This is a genomic window from Flagellimonas lutaonensis (assembly GCF_000963865.1).
GTDB classification, from domain to species: domain Bacteria; phylum Bacteroidota; class Bacteroidia; order Flavobacteriales; family Flavobacteriaceae; genus Flagellimonas_A; species Flagellimonas_A lutaonensis.
The window spans coordinates 2,548,678-2,567,916 of sequence record NZ_CP011071.1 but is presented as its reverse complement, the minus strand read 5'-3'; the positions used below and the strand labels follow the sequence as shown (position 1 = coordinate 2,567,916).

At 44.8% G+C, this 19,239-nt stretch carries 15 protein-coding genes; 3 read left to right on the top strand and 12 right to left on the bottom strand.

From position 1 onward, the window contains the following. The first annotated feature begins 11 nt into the window (after window positions 1-11). Window positions 12-1,079: a tyrosine-type recombinase/integrase gene (locus VC82_RS12000; RefSeq protein WP_045802584.1), complete on the top strand. Its 1,068-nt coding sequence runs from the start codon at window positions 12-14 to the stop codon at window positions 1,077-1,079. Here VC82_RS12000 and VC82_RS11995 read toward each other — a convergent pair. From VC82_RS11995 to rlmD, 3 genes are read right to left on the bottom strand one after another with little or no spacing between them, the layout of a single operon-like run. Continuing rightward, entirely contained in the window at window positions 1,071-1,826 is a 756-nt protein-coding gene (locus tag VC82_RS11995; protein WP_045802583.1) for a DUF6048 family protein, read from the bottom strand. The two genes, VC82_RS12000 and VC82_RS11995, sit on opposite strands and share 9 nt — an antisense overlap. Next, window positions 1,807-2,313: a DUF6452 family protein gene (locus VC82_RS11990; protein ID WP_045802582.1), complete on the bottom strand. Its 507-nt coding sequence runs from the start codon at window positions 2,311-2,313 to the stop codon at window positions 1,807-1,809. Before VC82_RS11990 ends, VC82_RS11995 begins: the two co-directional genes overlap by 20 nt. A gap of 4 nt (window positions 2,314-2,317) precedes the next feature. Further along, entirely contained in the window at window positions 2,318-3,727 is a 1,410-nt protein-coding gene (rlmD, locus tag VC82_RS11985; RefSeq protein ID WP_045802581.1) for a 23S rRNA (uracil(1939)-C(5))-methyltransferase RlmD, read from the bottom strand. A 192-nt stretch (window positions 3,728-3,919) separates the two neighbouring features. Between rlmD and rocD the strand changes: the two genes are divergently transcribed. Beyond that, window positions 3,920-5,197 carry an ornithine--oxo-acid transaminase gene (gene rocD / locus VC82_RS11980; protein WP_045802580.1) on the top strand — a complete coding sequence of 426 codons (1,278 nt, stop codon included), beginning with the start codon at window positions 3,920-3,922 and terminating at the stop codon, window positions 5,195-5,197. A gap of 4 nt (window positions 5,198-5,201) precedes the next feature. On the opposite strand, the gene VC82_RS11975 is transcribed toward rocD, so the two are convergent. From VC82_RS11975 to VC82_RS11960, 4 genes are all read right to left on the bottom strand, one after another. Further along, entirely contained in the window at window positions 5,202-5,822 is a 621-nt protein-coding gene (locus VC82_RS11975) for a M23 family metallopeptidase (protein ID WP_157518079.1), read from the bottom strand. 123 nt (window positions 5,823-5,945) lie between these two features. Continuing rightward, window positions 5,946-7,256: a carboxypeptidase-like regulatory domain-containing protein gene (locus VC82_RS11970; RefSeq protein ID WP_045802579.1), complete on the bottom strand. Its 1,311-nt coding sequence runs from the start codon at window positions 7,254-7,256 to the stop codon at window positions 5,946-5,948. A 166-nt stretch (window positions 7,257-7,422) separates the two neighbouring features. Next, window positions 7,423-8,529: a helix-turn-helix domain-containing protein gene (locus VC82_RS11965; protein ID WP_045802578.1), complete on the bottom strand. Its 1,107-nt coding sequence runs from the start codon at window positions 8,527-8,529 to the stop codon at window positions 7,423-7,425. A gap of 114 nt (window positions 8,530-8,643) precedes the next feature. Then, window positions 8,644-11,094 carry a M14 family metallopeptidase gene (locus VC82_RS11960; protein WP_045803424.1) on the bottom strand — a complete coding sequence of 817 codons (2,451 nt, stop codon included), beginning with the start codon at window positions 11,092-11,094 and terminating at the stop codon, window positions 8,644-8,646. A 152-nt stretch (window positions 11,095-11,246) separates the two neighbouring features. Here VC82_RS11960 and bshC point away from each other — a divergent pair, with 152 nt between their 5' ends. After that, the gene (gene bshC / locus VC82_RS11955; RefSeq protein WP_045802577.1) at window positions 11,247-12,848 is read left to right on the top strand and encodes a bacillithiol biosynthesis cysteine-adding enzyme BshC; all 1,602 of its coding nucleotides are present in this window, start codon (window positions 11,247-11,249) and stop codon (window positions 12,846-12,848) included. A 21-nt stretch (window positions 12,849-12,869) separates the two neighbouring features. On the opposite strand, the gene VC82_RS11950 is transcribed toward bshC, so the two are convergent. The 5 genes from VC82_RS11950 to VC82_RS11925 form a co-directional block, all read right to left on the bottom strand. Further along, entirely contained in the window at window positions 12,870-13,415 is a 546-nt protein-coding gene (locus tag VC82_RS11950) for a pyridoxamine 5'-phosphate oxidase family protein (protein ID WP_045802576.1), read from the bottom strand. A 220-nt stretch (window positions 13,416-13,635) separates the two neighbouring features. Beyond that, entirely contained in the window at window positions 13,636-15,606 is a 1,971-nt protein-coding gene (locus VC82_RS11945) for a thiol-activated cytolysin family protein (protein ID WP_084598223.1), read from the bottom strand. Between the two features lie 221 nt (window positions 15,607-15,827). Continuing rightward, window positions 15,828-17,693, bottom strand: coding sequence for a tetratricopeptide repeat protein (locus tag VC82_RS11935; RefSeq protein WP_157518076.1), 1,866 nt, complete (start codon window positions 17,691-17,693; stop codon window positions 15,828-15,830). Between the two features lie 56 nt (window positions 17,694-17,749). Continuing rightward, window positions 17,750-18,412 (bottom strand): beta-phosphoglucomutase, encoded by a 663-nt coding sequence (gene pgmB / locus VC82_RS11930; protein WP_045802572.1) that lies wholly within the window; start codon window positions 18,410-18,412, stop codon window positions 17,750-17,752. Between the two features lie 53 nt (window positions 18,413-18,465). Further along, a complete protein-coding gene (locus VC82_RS11925) occupies window positions 18,466-19,191 on the bottom strand; it encodes an SIMPL domain-containing protein (protein WP_045802571.1) in 726 nt (241 codons plus the stop codon). Between the last annotated feature and the right edge of the window lie 48 nt (window positions 19,192-19,239).

Here is a 19,239-nt window from a genome sequence, read left to right as displayed (position 1 = left end):
AAAATACCCAATTGAATTTAAGTAAGTATCAATATCACTTTCAACAACATAGGGGCAAAAATGTAATCGTTGTCAAATTTACGTATGATAAAAAACTGCAGGAAGAATTAAGGCGCCGTTTCCCCTCGGCAAAATGGAGCAAGACAATGAAGGCTTGGTACCTACCCGATCTTCCTGCGGTCAGAAAAGCGCTTGATCTCGCACCAAAATCTGAGCTGTCTTCAAAACTGTTGAAAATAGACCCTGTCAATAGGGCGGCCTTTCGCGATATGCATGAGCAACTGCATCTAAAAAAATACAGCCCATCGACTGTTCGTCAATATTTGAGTGAGTTCAATCATTTGCTACGGTTGTTGGGGTCTTATCCGGTAGATAAATTGACCCCGAAACGGCTAAAAGATTATTTTTTGTACTGTGCAGAAAAAGAAAAGATGGGTGAACGCAAGCTCAACGGTAAGATAAATGCCATTAAGTTTTACTTTGAACAGGTTCGCCATAGACCTAAAATGTTCTTTGATATCCCCAGACCTAAAAAACCCCAAGTGCTTCCCAAGACATTGAGCAAGCGCGAAGTAAAACGGCTGTTTTCGGTAATTGACAACCCTAAACATCTGGTGGCCTTGCAACTATGTTATGGCATGGGGCTGCGCGTTTCTGAGGTGGTGAACCTAAAGGTTGGCGACATCGATAGCGACCGAATGATGGTGCACATTCGGGGCGCCAAAGGAAAAAAAGACCGATATGTACCCTTGCCGACCAGTATTCTGCCCTTGTTAAGGGCTTATTACTTGCAATTCAAACCTGAAGACTATTTGCTCGAAGGGCAATACGGCGGGCAGTACGCAAAGACTAGTGTGCAACAAATCTTTAAAACGGCCATGAGAAAGGCAGGTATCGAAAAAAGAATCGGTATTCATGGGCTGCGCCATAGTTACGCCACACACCTTCTTGAGTCTGGTGCCGATATGCGTTTTATCCAAGAATTATTGGGCCACAATTCCATCAAGACCACACAGGTCTACACCAAGGTATCCCCAAGAAGTCTTTCCAGAATTTCAAGCCCTTTGGATCTACTCTGACCCCTCTTCTTCGGCGGGCACCCGCTTTTTCTTGGCCTTTTTGTACAATGGCAGAAAGTACGAAATGGAATAGTTGTAGCCCACGCCCCATTTGGCGCCGTCGGTGACCTTGTTGAAACCGGGTATCCAAAGGTTCGGAAAACGGTCTGCTTCTTTATTGGTCACCAAATGGCCCAGACGTACGCTCATACCAATATAGATGTTGGCGAACAGTTCGGCTTTCATGCCCAACACCATTTCAAGCCAAGTGGCGTTCAGCCCCGAAAACTCTTCAGGTTGCGTGCCTCCCACGACAAAATCATCAGCATAGAAATAGCGGTTGCTATCATAGATTTGGTACTCGTTCAGGGTTTGGCTAAAACTTGCCACGGCGTAACGGCCGCCAATGGTGATGCTGTTGTTCATGCCGTACCAGTTTTGGTAGGTGTTGTAGTCGACCCCCAATTTTAGATAGCTGCCAGAGGTGGTAAAGTTGTAGAGGTCTTCTTGATCGGTACGTTTTTCGTTGCCCAGTTCGCCGGCCAACCAAATCTTATCACTAAAGCGGTAATCGCCCACAAATTCAATTCCCGTATAACCATTGTTTGCAAAAGAGAGCACCGGCCGGCTCAGGTCTATGCCTACGCGCAGCCCATATTCGAGATGGTACGGTACGGTATCCCGCTGTTGCCGATCTGAAGATTCGTTCTGGGTAAACCCCCAAAACGTAGCGAAAAAGAACAAAGGGCTAATGAAATATCTTGACATGGACGGCTGTTGATTTTTCAATGGTCGTATCTACAATGACTATATGCTGTATCCAGTTGTCAGAATCCGGTTGTAGGGCAACGGATAGGTCGTCAAAATTGGCCACAAACCCACAGGCCCTTGACACAAATTCTTCGCGGACCTGGTAATTGAAGGTCAGCGTATCAATATTGCCCGTTTCATTGCCATCATCATCTTGGTCTGAGTCGTTCACAAATAGGTACTGCGTGCTGGTCTCCGTTATGCGCAAGGGTATGCCAACAGAGTCTAGGGTAGACAGATTTGTAAAGGTGGTAACATCTTCGTCCTGGCCTATGGCCCGAATCCGCAATGCCGTTACGGTCTTGGTCTGGGTGGTATCATCACTGTCAAAAAAACCGATCACCAACAGCGGTGTATCGCCATCAACACAGATATCGTCTTTCTCACAAGAAGCAGCGCCTGTTAGGCAAATCAGTACAATGAGTGCTATTTGCAATCTGTTCATGAAATTACAGCTTTTCTAATAGTACAACGTTCTCGACATGGTGGGTCTGCGGAAACATGTCTACCGGCTGAACCCGGGCCACTTTATATTTTTCTTTGAGCAGGGCCAGGTCACGGGCCTGTGTTGCACTGTTGCAACTTACATAAACTATTTTTTCTGGACACACATTTAACAATTGTTCAACAACCATTTTGTGCATGCCATCTCTTGGGGGGTCGGTAATGACCACATCGGGCACCCCCTGTTCTTCTATAAACCCTTGGTTCAACACCGTTTTCATATCGCCCACAAAAAAGGCGGCGTTCCCTATTCCGTTGAGTTCGGCATTCTGCTTGGCATCTTCGATGGCCTCGGGCACTGCTTCAATACCAACGACCTTCTTTGCCTTTTTGGCCACGAACTGGGCTATGGTGCCCGTGCCCGTGTAGAGGTCGTAAACGGTTTCTGTTCCCGTTAGGCCGGCATATGCGCGGGCAACTTTATATAACTCGTATGCCTGTTCAGAATTGGTCTGGTAGAACGATTTGGCATTGATCTTGAACCGTAGCCCCTCCATGGCTTCCATAATATGGTCTCGACCGGCAAAGCAGTGTACCTCTTGGTCGTAAAGGGTGTCGTTTGCCTTTTGGTTGATGACATACAGCAATGAGGTTATTTCAGTAAAGGTTTCCTTTAAATGGTTCAGCAGTAGCGCTCTTTTGGCCTGGTCGTCTTCATAGAACTGGACCAAGACCATGATTTCACCGGTGGAAGCCGTTCGTATCATCAAGGTTCTGAGCAGGCCCGATTGCCGCCGCACATTGAAAAAGGAAAGACCGTTCTCAACGGCGAACTGTCTAATGGAGCGTCGAATGGTATTTGAGGGGTCTTCCTGCAAATGGCATTTTTTTATGTCGAGTATCTTGTCCCACATCCCGGGAATATGGAACCCCAGTGCATTGCGGTCCTCGATTTTTTCCCCCGAGGCAATTTCGGCATCGGTAAGCCAACGGTTGTCAGAAAACGAAAACTCAATTTTGTTGCGATAAAAATACGATTTGGCAGCCCCCATGATGGGCGATACCTTGGGCAGGTCAATGCCCCCAATGCGCCTCAAATTGTTCTCGACCTCTTTTTGCTTATAGTACAGCTGGTGTTGATAGTCCATGTGCTGCCATTTGCAGCCACCGCAGGTGCCAAAGTGTTCACAAACAGGCTCGGTACGCTTGTCAGAGCGCTTGTGCAATTTGGTGGCCACACCCTCAAAATAGGCCTTTCGCTTTTTAAGTGTCAGTACATCGACCACATCGCCGGGCACCGCATTCGACAAGAAAATGACCCGGCCGTCGGGTGCCTTTGCCACGGCCTTGCCCTTGGCACCGGCATCGATCACCTCAAGATTTTCAAACAGCTTTTGACGACGCTTTTTTCGCATGCGCAAATGTACTTTCTTTTGCGTACTTCAAAAGGGCAAAAGTTTAGGTTTTGGCCAATATTTAGTAATTTTGGGGTTCTACAAGGATGATTTCTCTCCTACGCTGAATTTTCGCCCCGATAGCTATCGGGACCTCGAAAGGAAAAAGGTACAGAAGGAATAGTTATTTTATCAACGATTGAAATTTTTAAAATGGCTGTTTTACAAGGATTAACATCACAGCAAGCAATTGAATTGGAAGAAAAGTACGGAGCCCAAAATTACCACCCACTTCCCGTGGTGCTCAGTAGGGGAGAAGGCGTTTATGTGTGGGATGTAGAGGGAAAGAAGTACTACGATTTTCTGTCGGCCTATTCGGCCGTAAACCAGGGGCACTGCCACCCCAAGATTGTCAGTGCGCTTAAAAACCAGGCCGAGAAATTGACACTGACCTCACGGGCCTTTTACAACGACATGCTGGGCCGGTACGAAAAGTTCGCCACAGAATACTTCGGTTTTGATAAGCTATTGCCCATGAACACCGGGGCCGAGGCAGTTGAAACGGCCATCAAGTTGGCCCGAAAATGGGGCTATGAAAAAAAGGGAATTCCCTCGAACCAAGCAAAGATAATTGTTTGCCAAAACAATTTTCATGGGCGTACCATAACCATTATTTCGGCTTCGAACGATCCCATTGCCACCGAAAATTTTGGGCCGTTCACCCCGGGTATCGTCTCTATTCGGTACAACGACCTGAACGCCTTGGCCGAGGCCCTGAAAGATAAAAACGTGGCTGCCTTTTTGGTAGAGCCCATACAGGGCGAGGCAGGGGTTTACGTGCCCGATGAAAACTACATTAAAGAGGCATACGATCTCTGCAAATCTAAAAACGTGCTCTTTATGGCCGATGAGGTTCAAACGGGCATTGCGCGAACCGGGCGTTTGTTGGCCTCATGCGGCAATTGCAGTTGCCCTGAGAAGAACTGCTCGGGCACCCCTGAGGTAAAACCCGATATCTTGATTTTGGGCAAGGCCATTTCAGGTGGGGTTTTCCCCGTTTCGGCAGTGTTGGCCAACAATGATGTTATGGACGTAATCAGGCCCGGCAACCATGGGTCTACTTTTGGCGGCAATCCGTTGGCCTGTGCCGTGGCCATGGCCGCACTTGAGGTGGTAAGGGATGAAAAGCTTGCCGAAAATGCCGACAGGTTGGGAAAACTGTTCCGTAGTGAAATGAAAAAATTGATTGAAGAGAGCGATTTGATTCGACTGGTCAGGGGCAAGGGGCTCTTGAACGCCATTGTGATCAATGATACGGAAGATAGTTCAACTGCATGGGACATCTGTGTTGCCTTAAAAGAGAACGGTCTCTTGGCCAAACCCACCCATGGCAACATTATACGTTTTGCACCACCTTTGGTGATGACCGAAGAACAACTGTTGGATTGTATTTCGATCATTCGAAAAACCATTCTCGAATTCAAGCGGTAATACGTCAGTTGGGCAGTGCCACGTAAAACCCACCCGATTCAGGTCCCCGTTCGTTTGCAATGGTATTCTTGAAGTTTACGGGCAGTGATTTATAGGGATAGGCCAATTTGTTGCCCGTTACCACAAAATGTAGATGGGGGTACCCGGCCAGGCCAGTATTGCCACTGTAGCCGATGATGCCCCCTTTTGCTACCCTGTCGCCCACTTTAACGGCTGCTCCTTGGTTGGTCAGGTGGGCATATATGGCATGGGTGCCATCAACGTGCTGCACGACAACCACATTGTTCGGAAACCCGCCATCAAAACCCGATTCTTCAACATATACGACCGAACCACCACGGGAGGCAACTATTTTTTCGCCAATCGGCATATTGAAATCTACCGCGAACTGATCGGGTAGCCCTGCACTGTGGTAAGAGCCGCTGCAATGGCTGAGGCCAACTACATACCCTTTGTCCACGGGATAGGGAAGATTGTACTCAGATTCTTTCCAATCGCCGTATTCTGCATCTTCGCAGCTTCCGATGCCACCATCGGTACCGAAAACTTCAGCAGTGCCATTGAGGTCATCTTTCCAATCCTCATTTTTTTCACAAGAAAATATGGTACCAAAACAAACTAGCAAGAAAATGACTTTTTTCACCACTCCTTTGATCAGATTAAAAATGTAGAGTAAAGTTAAAGCGCCGATTTTAAGACCTGTCTCTTATTGTAGGATATTCTATAAGGCCCCAAACAATATGGGTGTTTATGGTATTGAATTTCCGCCGTTTCTTCTAGCCCGCTTTAGTTGGCGTTGTATTTTTTTGATGGCCGACTCTATTGATTTTTCGGGTTCTATAATATTGTACTCCCCCCAAAAATCAGGATCGGAAAATCCGATGGCCTCATCACTCAAAATGATTGATTTTTTCAAACGGTTTCTGTTCTTTGGCAATTCGCCAGAAACGTTGGGCTCCCAATCGGTCACGGCCATTTCGGCCGTCATGCTGTAGACAGAGTTAAAGAGCTTGTCTTCCCAATCCACCTTAAACGTAAGTGCAGCATTGCTATAACCGTAGTACCATTTGCCATCTTTTTCCCTATAATCCACACGATAAGATACCTCGGTGGGCCACACATCGACCTTGGGGGGCTTTCTTCTGACAAAGAGCCTTGCGGCTCGTTCCCTATCGGTAATATTTAATGAATAAATGGCACTGGTAAGGGTTTTGTTTTCAATATCGATAAAGAGCTTGCCCTGATAAAGGGGCTCTAATATGGTTTCGTGCTGCTTAAAGTCTATCACATAGATCAACCGGTCGTTGATAAGGGTCGAGCGGTCAAAACTGAACTTATAATTTTCAAAAGACTCATTGTCAAAAATATACTCTGGGTATTTCATGATATCGACATAGAGCGTGTTAAAGGGGCCGCCCTGTAGTTTTAGGGCAATGGTATCCAATCTACTGTAATCGGTGCTCTTACGGGCCTTAAAAAGCTCTACGGCATCCCTTCGTTCTGAATTATAGGGCGATTTATAAATGTTTACGACCGCTTCAGAGAGCGATACATTGCGCCGCCGCCTCTTGATGGTCTCACGGTAAAATGCCGTCATCAACATCGGGTCGTTATAATAGTTCTCACCTTTTCTTGCCAAGGTCTGTCTTACAAGGGCCGCGGCATTTTTGGGTATTTCAACACCTACTTCCGATAGTTGGGTTACAGAAACATCTAGGGCAATCTTATTGTTTTTGCGCTTTAATTGGTCTAGCGGCACCCTTTTTGTCTGATAGCCCAAAAAAGACACGATTACATGGCCCGAAGTAATCTCTTTGGGAACCTTTAATTGAAAGCTGCCCTCGGTGTTGGTAATCGTACTAATATTGGTATCCTCTACCGAAAGCGTCGCAAAAACCAAGGGTCTGTTGTTATCGCTATCGACCACCTCACCTCTGAAAGTGTGAAAAGCCTCTTGGTTTTCTTGGGCCAAAATGGCCAGCGGGGCAAGAACAATAATGAACAGGATGGCGTTGAGCCCCGCCCATTTTTGCATTGATATGATAATTTTCTTTTTCATGGCCTTCCATCTTCTATTAAGGCTATTCTAAGGTAGTGATTTTCAGTAACAGCATGCCCATATTTGCGAAATTTATGATTTTGTTGTGGTATGGTGCAAACTGATGAAAGATGGTGAATTAAAATAAAAAAACTGCCTCTTGGTGTAGGCATTTACGCAATTCTTATCAGGATGCGTGCTGCGGTTTTAGATATTGACTTGGACTTTGGCCCTCGAACTTTTTGAAGGCTTTATAAAACGAGGCCCGATTGTTAAAACCTACGTCATAGGCAATTTGTGTGATGGTTGTTTTACCATCTTGTGCTTCTGCCAATAATCTTTTGGCTTCTTCGATGCGATATCTGTTCACAAAGTCGAAAAAAGATAGGTTAAAGTGCTGGTTTATTATTTGCGAAGTATGGTTTCGCGACAGGTTCATCTTTTTGGCCAAATCGTCAAGCCGTAACGTATTTTCGAGATATGGTTTTTCTTTGTCCATGATGGCCAGAAGCTTGTGCTTCATTTCTATTGATAGGGCTTCTGACATTCCTGTCTTACGATACTTAATAAAGGGAATAACCTCTTTGAACGCCTTTCCTTCGAAAACCTCTGGCTGTACAAATCCGAAGAACGAGAGCATCCCGATAAAAAATACGATAACAATGTCAACGAAGTAATCGTAACGGTAATCCATTAGTTCAAAGCGAACCATAAAAACATAGAAGAAAAATGCCAGAACATAACCAAAGTAGCATCCGATGAACCATTTTAGCCACCTATTTTCCCTGAATCCAGGGGTTCTACTTGGGCCAAAACGATGATAGGTCAACCAAGCATAGAAGAACATTAAAAGCATTATGGCCCAAATTCCGTTCTTGGGCATGTGCACATTTTTATAATAGGTGCCTTCTTGTATTACTTGAACTTTTTCCGAGGCCCCCATGCCATAAAAAGGAAACCCCAATACTACTATTATGATGACCGGGACCAAAAACCAAAGGTCGTTCTTCTTAAAACCAGTTCCCCGTAGTACTTGCCTAACGTAGATATAGACCAATGACCCGTAGATAACCCATAGAGGGTCTTGTGTTGCAATAAGATGGGCAAAAGATTCATCCGTTAAGTAACCAGACCATTTAAAACAATTGTACAGCAATTCGTAAGAAAAGAGCAGGGCAAAGGTGCCCAATAGTATATTGGCAAGGCGGTCCCCTTGCTTCTTAAAGAAAAAGAGAAGACCTAGTACCGAGCCTAGAAATACAAATAAATAGAACAGAATGATGTACCAAGGCATGTGGTGAACTTACTTATTCAAAGATATCGTTACTCTGTTGTAGTGTGTCTCTTTCTATAGGGAGATGCACCCGATTTAGTTTGTTGGGGCAGCGCACTGGGGATTGCCATAGGTTCAATCGACCATAAAAAGAGCATTGGCGAAAAACAATTTGCCATTCTCCCAAAACCCCCTAAAAAGTGGATTGTCGACCATATAAACTACTTGTCCGTTACCATGGTATTCGCTTCCAAAGATCAGGGTTCTTTCAATTTTCTTTTGGGCCTCACTACCGGCAAAGCCAGCAACCGGTGCCGTTTTGTTTTGCAGATAGGCCACCGTGCCATTTTTAAGGTAGTCGTAAGCCGCATTGCCCAATTTTAGGGTGTAATATTCGGGGCCGTAGCCATAGCCCAGGGGGTGGGTATTGTCTACCTTAACCTTGAAGATGGCTCCAGTAATGGCATCTTTCATACGTTCTCGCTGTATGTTGCCATGGGGCTCGGGGTCGGTGGCGGTGGTGTCATTTTCTGCTTTTCGTCTCTCGATGCCAAAGCCGTTCTCACCATCAAGTGAGCGAATAGAGCCCCCCATGGCGACCAATCTTCCACCATTGGCCACCCACGACTTCACATTTTTCAAACGCTTTTCATTCAGAAAACTGCTGTAGCCATAACCATCTGGCAGTACCAAGACATCGTATTTATCTAGGTCTACCCGGTCAAAATACTCGGCATCAATAACCGTTAACGGATAGTGCAACTGCTGCTCAAAGAAATGCCAGACTTCACCAAACCGTAGGGTAGAGGTGGGCTCCCCTGCCAATACGGCAATTTTTGGCGGTTTGATCATTTGAACGTAGCCCGAGCCAAAATCTTTGCCGGCATCTACAAATCCCGTATTGGTGGCGGTAATCGTTTTATGGGGATAGTTCTTAAGAATTTCAAGCAACGTCGACCACTTTTTTTCTTCAGGGTTGTCGCCCTTGGTAATGATCAGACTTCCCCTTTCAAATGATGTTCCTTCGATGGTAAAGGGATGGTGCGATGTTCTCACCCGGATTCCCTTTTTGAGCAAATCGGCCAAGAAACGGGCATCTTCCAAACTGTTCCAATCCGTGATATAGGCATAGGCATCTTTTGCGACCGCTGGCCCTGACTTGACACTGCCCACATCGGCAGCTGGCACCATGGCGGTCGATGCCACGGCATCAAGGCCATAGGCGTAGGGCAATGACCAGGCTGTGATGTCATACGTAAGCGAATCGCTCAATTTCGCATCGGGCTCGAAAAGTACTTTTACCAAGGTGCCCTTGGGCTGATTGGTCGATACCACCAAAGAGTTGTCTGAGGTTTTTAGGCTTCCTGAAGTGCCTGTTTTATATCTAAAGCCTTTGACAGTGCCCGTATTGGCCCTTCCGTACGAAATTCCGTGTTTTTCGAGTAGGTTTTCCAAAGCGGCAATGTGGTCTTCATTGCCGTTCAGCACATAGCTTTTGTATTTGAAGTTTCGATTTTTGTAGAATTTTTTGAATTCTTCATTGAGTTTGTCGGCATTGTTTACGGCCACCTCAATGGTTGAAAGGCCTGTGGTAAAGTGGTGGGCAATTCGGTCTTTCAAGGTCAGCGTATCGCCAATACTGGTTATGATGCCCAAACCGGCCCTGCCACTACCGCCCTGTTCATAGGTCATGCCAATGGCCCCATTGTACATGGGGTAGGTGTCGCCATAGCTTGGGTAGAACAGATCAAAGACCTCTTTGGTAAAGTAAAACCAGCCATTGGCATCAAAATACTTTGCATGGTTTTTGCCGATGGTCTCTTGAAACGTGCGTTGAAAACTGGTAATCACTTCATGGTAGGGTTCTGCCGCCGGGGCAAAATAATACGGACTGTCGACCCCTTGCTCGTGAAAATCTACGTGTACATGGGGTAGCCATTGGTTGTAGACCTTAAGCCGCTGTTGGCTCTCGACCTGTGTCAACCATGCCCAATCACGGTTCAAATCGAACATATAATGGTTGCTACGTCCGCTCCACCAGCCTTCGTGGTGTTCTTTGCTATTGGGGTCGACCTGGTGAGGGGTGTTCTTGTATTGGTTGTACCAGTTGCTGTAACGGTCGCGACCATCAGGATTGATACAGGGGTCCATGATGACCACGGTGTTCTCTAGATAATCGCTTTTATTTGTCAACAGTTCGTAGATCGTCTTCATCGATGCCTCAGTGCTGACACTTTCGTTGCCATGTACATTATAGCTCAACCATACGATGGCCTTGGTTTGGTTGCCCTCTCCCGTGGTAGACTTCAAATGCTCTTGCCGAATGCTCTCTAGGTTGGCAATGTTTTCAGCCGAGGATACGTAGGCCAAGATCAAGGGCCTGCGTTCGTTGGTCATACCATATTGAACCAATTTTACCCTGTTTGGGGCCGCTTGGGCCACATGCTTAAAATAATCGACCACTTCGTGATGGCGCGAAAATTGGGTGCCCAGTTCATAGCCCAAAAAAGCAGAGGGCGACTTCAACTGTTGGCCTATTACCACAAAGGGAAAAATGATTAGGAGGGAGAATAAAAATCGGTTCATAAATTTTGGTTTGTTTGAAATCAAATCTAGCAATAAATTGGTTATTGCGCCTTGTTTTTCGATGTACACCGCTTTGTATTTGGGCAATTAACGATTTTTTAGGATTACGCTCGAAGATGTAATGTATCTTTAGGGCCGTTTTTAACGTTTCTATGGAAGTTGACTGTCTGCCTTTTCGTGAAACCGGATATTTTTCTTCGCTGATATGCGACTATTTGGATGAAAAAAAGGAATTGCAACCGTTCTACGGCAGATTTCCCCACCTCGAAAACTTTGGCGCACAGATAACGGAAAAGCAGATCTCTTTTCCCCAAGAAAATCGTACGGTACTCGTACAAAGCCTAAAACGACAGTATGGTGCCGTTTCCATGTCAGAGGCCACAGCGGCGGCCATCGACTCGTTAAAGCACGAAAATACTTTTACCGTGGTCACGGGCCACCAGTTGAACTTGTTTACGGGGCCCCTTTATTTTTTGTACAAGATTGTTTCAACGATCAATTTGACGAAGCGACTCAAAGAGTCATATCCGAAATACAATTTTGTGCCGATTTATTGGATGGCCACTGAAGACCACGATTTTGATGAAATCAATTACTTCAACTTCAACGGCAAAAAAATACAATGGAACTTCGATGCAAAAGGGGCAGTTGGCCGACTACCAAACGAGGGGTTGCATGAAGTGTTTGAGGTTTTTTCGGCTGTTTTGGGCAGTACGCCCCATGCAAATGAACTAAGGCTGTTATTTGAAAAAGCCTATTTGCAGCACAGCACGCTGGCCGGGGCCACACGTTTTTTGGCCAATGCCCTTTTTGGTGACGAAGGCCTTGTAGCGGTCGATGGCGATGATGCCGATTTAAAGCGCTTGCTGATACCCTATGTCAAAAAGGATGTTTTTGAAAAGCTTCCGCACCAAAAAGTGGGCGAGACAATAGAAGCACTTACAGGCACGTCAGCGGACTATACCATTCAGGTCAACCCAAGGGAAATCAATTATTTCTATTTGACCGACGGGCTGCGTGAACGCATTGTTGAAAAGAACGGAAGCTATTTTGTAAACGATACCGATTTTGAATTTTCAGCTGCTGAACTGGAGAAAGAGTTGGAGGCCCACCCAGAGCGCTTTTCGCCCAATGTGATCGCAAGGCCCCTATATCAAGAAGTGGTGTTGCCCAATCTCTGTTATATCGGTGGGGGAGGCGAGTTGGCCTATTGGCTTGAACTCAAAAGCTATTTTGAAGCGGTGGGCGTTGTCTTTCCGATGTTGTTGCTGCGCAATTCGGCCCTTGTCATAAGCCGGAAGCAAGCAGATAAGGTAAAAAAGCTTAATCTAAGCATCCAAGACCTGTTTTTAAGGCAGAATCAGCTCATCAACAAAAAAATTAGGCAGATTTCCAATATCGACATTGATTTTTCACCCCAAAAGAAAGTGTTGGAAGAGCAGTTTGAACAGCTATACCGGTTGGCCGAACAGACCGATAAATCGTTTTTGGGGGCGGTAAAGGCACAAGAGGCCAAACAGAAAAAGGGGTTGGACAAACTTGAAAAACGGCTTTTAAAGGCCCAGAAAAGAAAATTGAAAGACCATGTCGTTCGGCTGACCGATTTACAGAACCAACTTTTTCCGAACCAATCGTTGCAAGAGCGGCAATTGAACTTTTCTGAACTATATTTAGAGTACGGGCAACAGCTGAAACATCACTTGTTCGACGCTTTGGACCCTTTAAAGCAGGAGTTTCTGGTAATCAAACTGTAAGTTGGCAGGCCATACCCATGATCAAGGCACCAAAAACTCACTTTCCCACCCTTGGTCATTCTTTGAAAACTGTACCCGAATATGGTTGGGGTGCTGTAGTCTCAGGTATTCGATTTTTGCGGGCCTGAAATGTACCACACAAAAGTGGTTTTGGTCTTTCAGGTACTCTAAAGAATCAGGTGTCTTTAAAGAACTGCCGGGCGCCCCCTGTGTGGTGTAGTCTTTTCTGGCGTTTGGGGTCACCGTTGTCCAGAGTGCTTTTACTTTTTCTGCATCAGTTTCCATATGGGCGGTCCCCTCGACCCGTAGCTGCATCAGTTTTTCATTATGGTAAAACAAGGCACTTGCGCGATTGTTCTCTTTAAGGTGGATGAGTTTTTTTGAGCGGGCATCGGTATAAAATGTCAAGGTCAATTCTTCGTCGACCGCCCGTAATACAATGGTGCGCAACCGCGGCACCTTGTCAAGACCCACCGTGCCCAAGGTGAAATACCGAAACGGATGCCCTTTTTGGGTGGCCCCGTGCATGAGTTCGGTGCGCAGTTCGCTGAAAAATGAGTTGGCCATATCCCCTAGTTTTTCACATATTAAAAATAAAAATTAAAAATGAGGTAGGGTATTTTGTTTTTGGGTTGTTATAAGTACAAATTGCTATGAAAAAGGTTTTAACGACCTTTTTAAATTGAGTTAGTTAATTCATGTGTTTAGGTTGGTTTTGATTTTATTGCAAACAGAAAGTCCGGGGTGGTTCCCGGACTTTCGCTTTTTAAACTAACTCAAATTCAACTTAATTGATTACCCAAGGGCCGTCAAAAGTTCTTACTGGTGTGCTCTGGTATTCCATGACTTCATCGCCTTCTTCATTGACCATTAACCACCTGCCAGTGCTGTCAGAAAACTCTATGAATGCAGCTGCCCCCACTCTTTCAAACAATGTTCCGCTTGCATTTGGTTGGTTGTTAAACCATGTTTCTGAATCCAACGGACTTTGCCATGAGCCATTAGAGGTGTTGTAGAGTGCATATTCATCGCCAGGTTTGCCGAAAAAGGCCATGGTTACTGAGCCTACCCGTACACCTGCTTCAAAGCCACTATTCACAAACGGAAAATTTCCATTGTCTCCAAATCCTGTTATCACTTCAAATGGTGACTCTTTTGTATCTATAAAGGTGCCAATGGGCATGGTAGGTGCATCACCGCTAGTTCCTAACGCTGGATCCCCTTTGTCGTAGCTAAACCTTAACGCACTTAAGCCAGTGTCGTCAAAAAAGTAAATTCTTGTATCGGATAATTGGGTGGCTGAACCAATTCTGTCAAAGGGTACTACTCCTAAAGGTGAATTTTCATCTTTAATCCCAAAAATACCCTTTACCGATCCAGTAGCACCGTTATACCAGGCGTATTTGTCGCCCATTTTATTGAACACCAAAATATTGCTTTTTGAGACCTGAACCATGGCACCTATACCACCGCCATCTTCATCATCAGCATAGAGATCTACTAGTGATTTGTAGGTTTGTGGAGGCAAAACTCCCCTTAGTTCACAACTCTTTACGGTATATCTGGTTGCTAAATTGGTGCTTACCACTTGACTTGGGTCTTCTAGACTGTTGACCACATACGACAAAGGCAGACCTCCTGCAATATCACTTGACTCTGCCAAGCGATTGACTATGTCTTTAAGGTTATCGACGGCATCATCACCACCAAACGTGGCACCGACTGCATTTAAGGTTCCTTCGGTATCACCGCCATAGGCAATCACCTTTACCGATAAGTTGTTGTACTCGCGCAATGATTCGATATTAACGTTGCCACTCACCTTTCCAGCAACCGCGCTATACGACGCTTTGAGGGCTGCTTCCATGTCTTCGGCAGATGCGGTCGATTCATAAAGCATATAAAATATTCTTCCATAGGTAACCGATGAAATAAAGGTGGCCGGGTTATCAGGTTGGATAAATCTTGCCAGTTGTTCGGGGGTCACCTCAGGGTCAAAAACTTCATCTAGGCTCGTAGGCTTAACATAACTCATGGTATAATATGCCTGTGTCAATTTCACCAGAACGCTACTTACCTCAGAACTTGTATTCAATGAAAAACTACCACTGACCTTAGAGGCCAAAGTTGAGACTTTTAAGCCCATTTCAAGTGCAAGCTGCTCCTTGGAATTTATGGCCACAACGTCCAAGGTGAAGTTGGCCGGAGTGATGTCACCATTTTGGGCAATAACATCGTTCATGGCTTGCTGCACCGTACCCTGATCGATTACATCCACTTCTACTGTGGCCTGTGGATTTCCTGTGACCAGATTATAGGTGATTTTTCCTCCGGCTCTTTTTACTACAATATCTGAAGGGGTGGCATTATCGAGAGTTTTACCCTGTAGTAGATTGCCGGGCCAAATTACCGAAGCATTGGTGTTGTATAAGGGAAAACTATGTGTGCCCCCGGTAATATCGATTTCCTTTTCTGTACATACCCAGCGTTGTTCAATGGTATCCCCATCGGCACTTTCTTTTCTGTCGTAATCCTCAATTTTGGTTTCCTCTGTACCATCTATTTCTGTTGCCGTGGTGTTTGGCGGAAAATTTTCAAATGCATCGCCACTGGCCACTATTTCAGCCAAGGTCTCGCCAACCGGGGGTGGGTTGGTGCCATCATCTTCCATGGAATCTCCATTTTTGCTGCAGGCAAGTACCAGCATCGATAGCGTCACGATTATAATCTTCTTTGATAATTTACTGGTTGTTTTCATCACTTCTTGTTTTGTGGTTAAACTTTTTGTTTTGTGCGACCTGCCCGGTAACGGTCTGCAGCCCTTAGCCGAGCAAGACCACAAAACTGATTTTGCCAAATCAATGACAGCACAAACCTAAAGTGTTGATTTTAAGGAATAAAAAAATGAGGGTGGACAAGAGGTGGACACCCAAAAAATAGTTCGAGGACAAAGAGCGGACACTCTGGAGGTCTTTATTTTTAAAGGCTCAACACCAAATCTTGCAGAGAGTCTTCGGTGGTGATATCCAATTTTTTTCGAAGGCGGTAACGCGCTTTTTTAATGCCTTCCTGAGAAATATTGAGAATATTGGCAATCTCTTTTGAGGATAGGTTCATCTTTAAAAGTGCCAAAAGACGTAGCTCATTTGGGGTCACTTCAGGGTATTTCTTTTTCACATTGCTGTTGAAGTCTTTGTGAACTTCTTCGAAATATCTCGAGAAATTTTCCCAATTATTATCGTCTTGAAGATTAAAGTTGATGGTTCTAATCAATTGCTGATATCCGTTTTTGGAAGTTTCCTTTTCTTTTAGCTCTTTTGCTTTTTGTTTCAAGCTTTCCAGTAATTCATTTTTTTTGGCCAAGTGCAAGGCGTGGGTGGTAAGCTGTTTCTTTTTAAAGGCCAATTCGGCATCGACCTTTTCTTTTTCGAGTTTGTCACGCTTCATTTTTTGCCTAATGCCATAATAGCCGACACCAAAGAACAAAAGGGTCAGGCCCAAACCACCAGCCAACAACATTCGCTGCAAATTGTTGATTCTGGCCTCTTGTTCCAACAGGGCTATCTCATTTTTTTGTAGGGCAATCTGCTGCTCCTTTTTTTCGGTTTCATATTTGGTTTTGAGCTCTTCTATCTGTTTGGCTTTTGTTGCGTTGAAGATTGAGTCTCTAAGACTTTGAAATCTTTTAAAATCGTGTAGCGCATTTGCTGCAAGTCCCAATTTTTCATAGGTGTCACCTCTTTCTTTTAAAGCATCTGCCAAATTATCAATTGAGCCTATAGAATCTGCCAAAGAGATGGCATTTGTATAGTAACCTAGTGCTTTCGGGTATTCTTTTAAATAATAGTAGGCAGATGCAATATCGTTGAAACCTATTATTTGATTGTTGATAGATCCCCTTTTTGCAGAAATCTTGTTAGCCTCTAAAAAATATTCCAAAGCTTTCTGATAGTCTCTTCCCTCCATATAAACAGCGCCTATATTCCCCTTATTGGCGGCAACAAAATCCAACCAATTGTTTCTCTCACTTATTTCCAAGCTCTTATTATAGTTTTCTAGGGATTGGTCGTATTCCTTCAAATGATAAAAAGCTGAACCAAGCTCCATATAGGTAATTGCCTGCCATCTGTCATGATTGTTATCCTTAAAAATCTTCAATCCTGTTTGTAGTGGCTTTAAAGAAGATTCGTAGTTTTCAAGCAGTATTTCAGCGCGACCAATGCCCACGGTTGCTATGGCCTCCCTTATAGGATTCTTTTGTTTTAACGTGTCCAAAATCCTTAATGATGTCAAAAGTTCTTCGATTGCCTTCTTGTACTCCGCCTTGTCCAAATAGATAGTCGCCCTCCTCATAAAGGCATCGCTTAACAATTCTCCATTTGACATTTGTTTCGCCAGCGCAATAGAGTTATCTGAAAGATCGATCGCCTTGGAAAAGTTTCCTTCCAAATTTTCGAACCTTGTCCATTCGTGAAGGGTGGCGAATAGTTGTTTTCTGTCGTTTAATTTATTAAAAAGGTTGTGCGCCTTTTCAAAATAATATGGAACAGAATCTGGATTATAGTATTTTTTATGGTATAGCCCAAGGTTTTTATAGGCAGTGGCCTCATTGTCCAAAGAATTGATTTTTTTGGAAAGTAGTAAGCCCTTGTGAAGGTATTCAAGGGCAATCTCTGGCCTTAATTTTCTAGTTGCAACAAATATGGCATTGGCTATCTGTACTTTTTCGACATTATCTGGAAGATGTTTGTAGGCAGTTAGTAAACTATCTAAATTCTGTTGTCCTTGAAGCGGCATGCCAATAAATAGGAACAGACAGATAAAGGACAGGCAAAGTTTCGACATGGTTCGGTTTTATGTATTGAAAATATACATAAAACCGATCATTTAAAAAGAAACGATTAGCTGAACAGTTCCTTAAAATGTGACTTGACCTCAAACAGGGTGGCCTCTTTCATAGAATCAAATCGTACATCGGCGTGCCCAACGCGTTCGTTGGGGCCAATGCCCACCGTGTAAAAACCACCTGCCTTTGCCGCATCGATGCCGCTTTTGGCATCTTCAAAAACCAAGCATTGGTTGGGTTTGACCTCCAAGGCTTTTGCGGCGTGTAAAAAAATGTCGGGGGCCGGTTTACTGTTTTTTACGCTATGTCCGTCGGCCACAGCATCGAAAAAATGCGTGGCTTTTAGCTGCTGCAGCACCTTATTGGCATTCTTACTTGAGCTGCCCAAGGCCACTTTGAACCCTTCGCGCTTGATGTGGGTCAGCAGTTCTTTGGCACCGGGCAAAAAGTCATCGGGGCCCACATCATCCAAGGCAGCAACATAATAGTCGTTTTTTTGGGTCGCCCATTGCTGCATGGTGTCCTCATCGGCCTGTATATTATTATGGTCTGTGATGATCTTTAAGGAGGCCATTCGAGAAATACCCCTGAGCCGTTCGTTGATCTTACGGTCAAATTGCCAGCCCATTTCATCGGAAAGACGTTTCCAGGCCAGGTAATGTTGTTCGGCGCTATCGGTAATGACGCCGTCTAAATCAAAGATGAATCCCTTGATCATTGTTCGATTGGTTTGAGCTGGCAAAGAAAAGATAAAATTCGGTCAGAAAAAAGCTACTCCACTTTATATTCCAACCGCATGGTTATAGAGGCCGTCTTATTCTTTGATGAGGTGTTGTAAGCACCGCCCCAACTATAGTCTTCACCAGAGTTTTGCCCCGTAATTTGAAATACGCCCATTCGTGCCGAAATAAGGTCGCCCAGTTTTCCACCGGCATTTTCGGCTATTTTCTCTGCCCGAATACGGGCATCTTCGGTGGCTTTTGAGATCATTTCTATTTTTAAATCGGCCAACTTGGTGTAGTAATACCTGGGAGGAGAAGAATTAAATTGCACCCCTTTGTTCAATAGCTCCGTTATCTCACGCGCCACCTGTTCTATCTTTGAAACATCGGTCGATTCGATTTGTACCGATTGCGATAGCTCGTATCCTCTAAAGGTACTTCCCACATAGTTGCCGTTTTCGTACCTGTAGTCCCGTTGTTCAATGGTCTGTACCGAGTTGAAGATAATGTTCTTCTCGTCGATACCCTTTGAAATAAGGTATTCACGAACAATTTCCTTTTGTTCGTTCAAACGGTCGAAGGCCGATGTGAGTACGGGGCTGAATGATGAAAATCTTCCTTCCCAAACAATCAGGTCAGAAGTAAAGTTTTCATTGCCGAGCCCGGTGACCGAGATAACTTGCGGCGGATTGGCCCTTTTAACGTACGCACTGCCCAGAAAAAAGGCCGCGATGACAATGGCAAGACTAAAAATAATGGCCGTGAGGTGCTTCATAAAGTGGTTTATTGTATGTACGATAAATATACCCAAAAAGATGTTTCG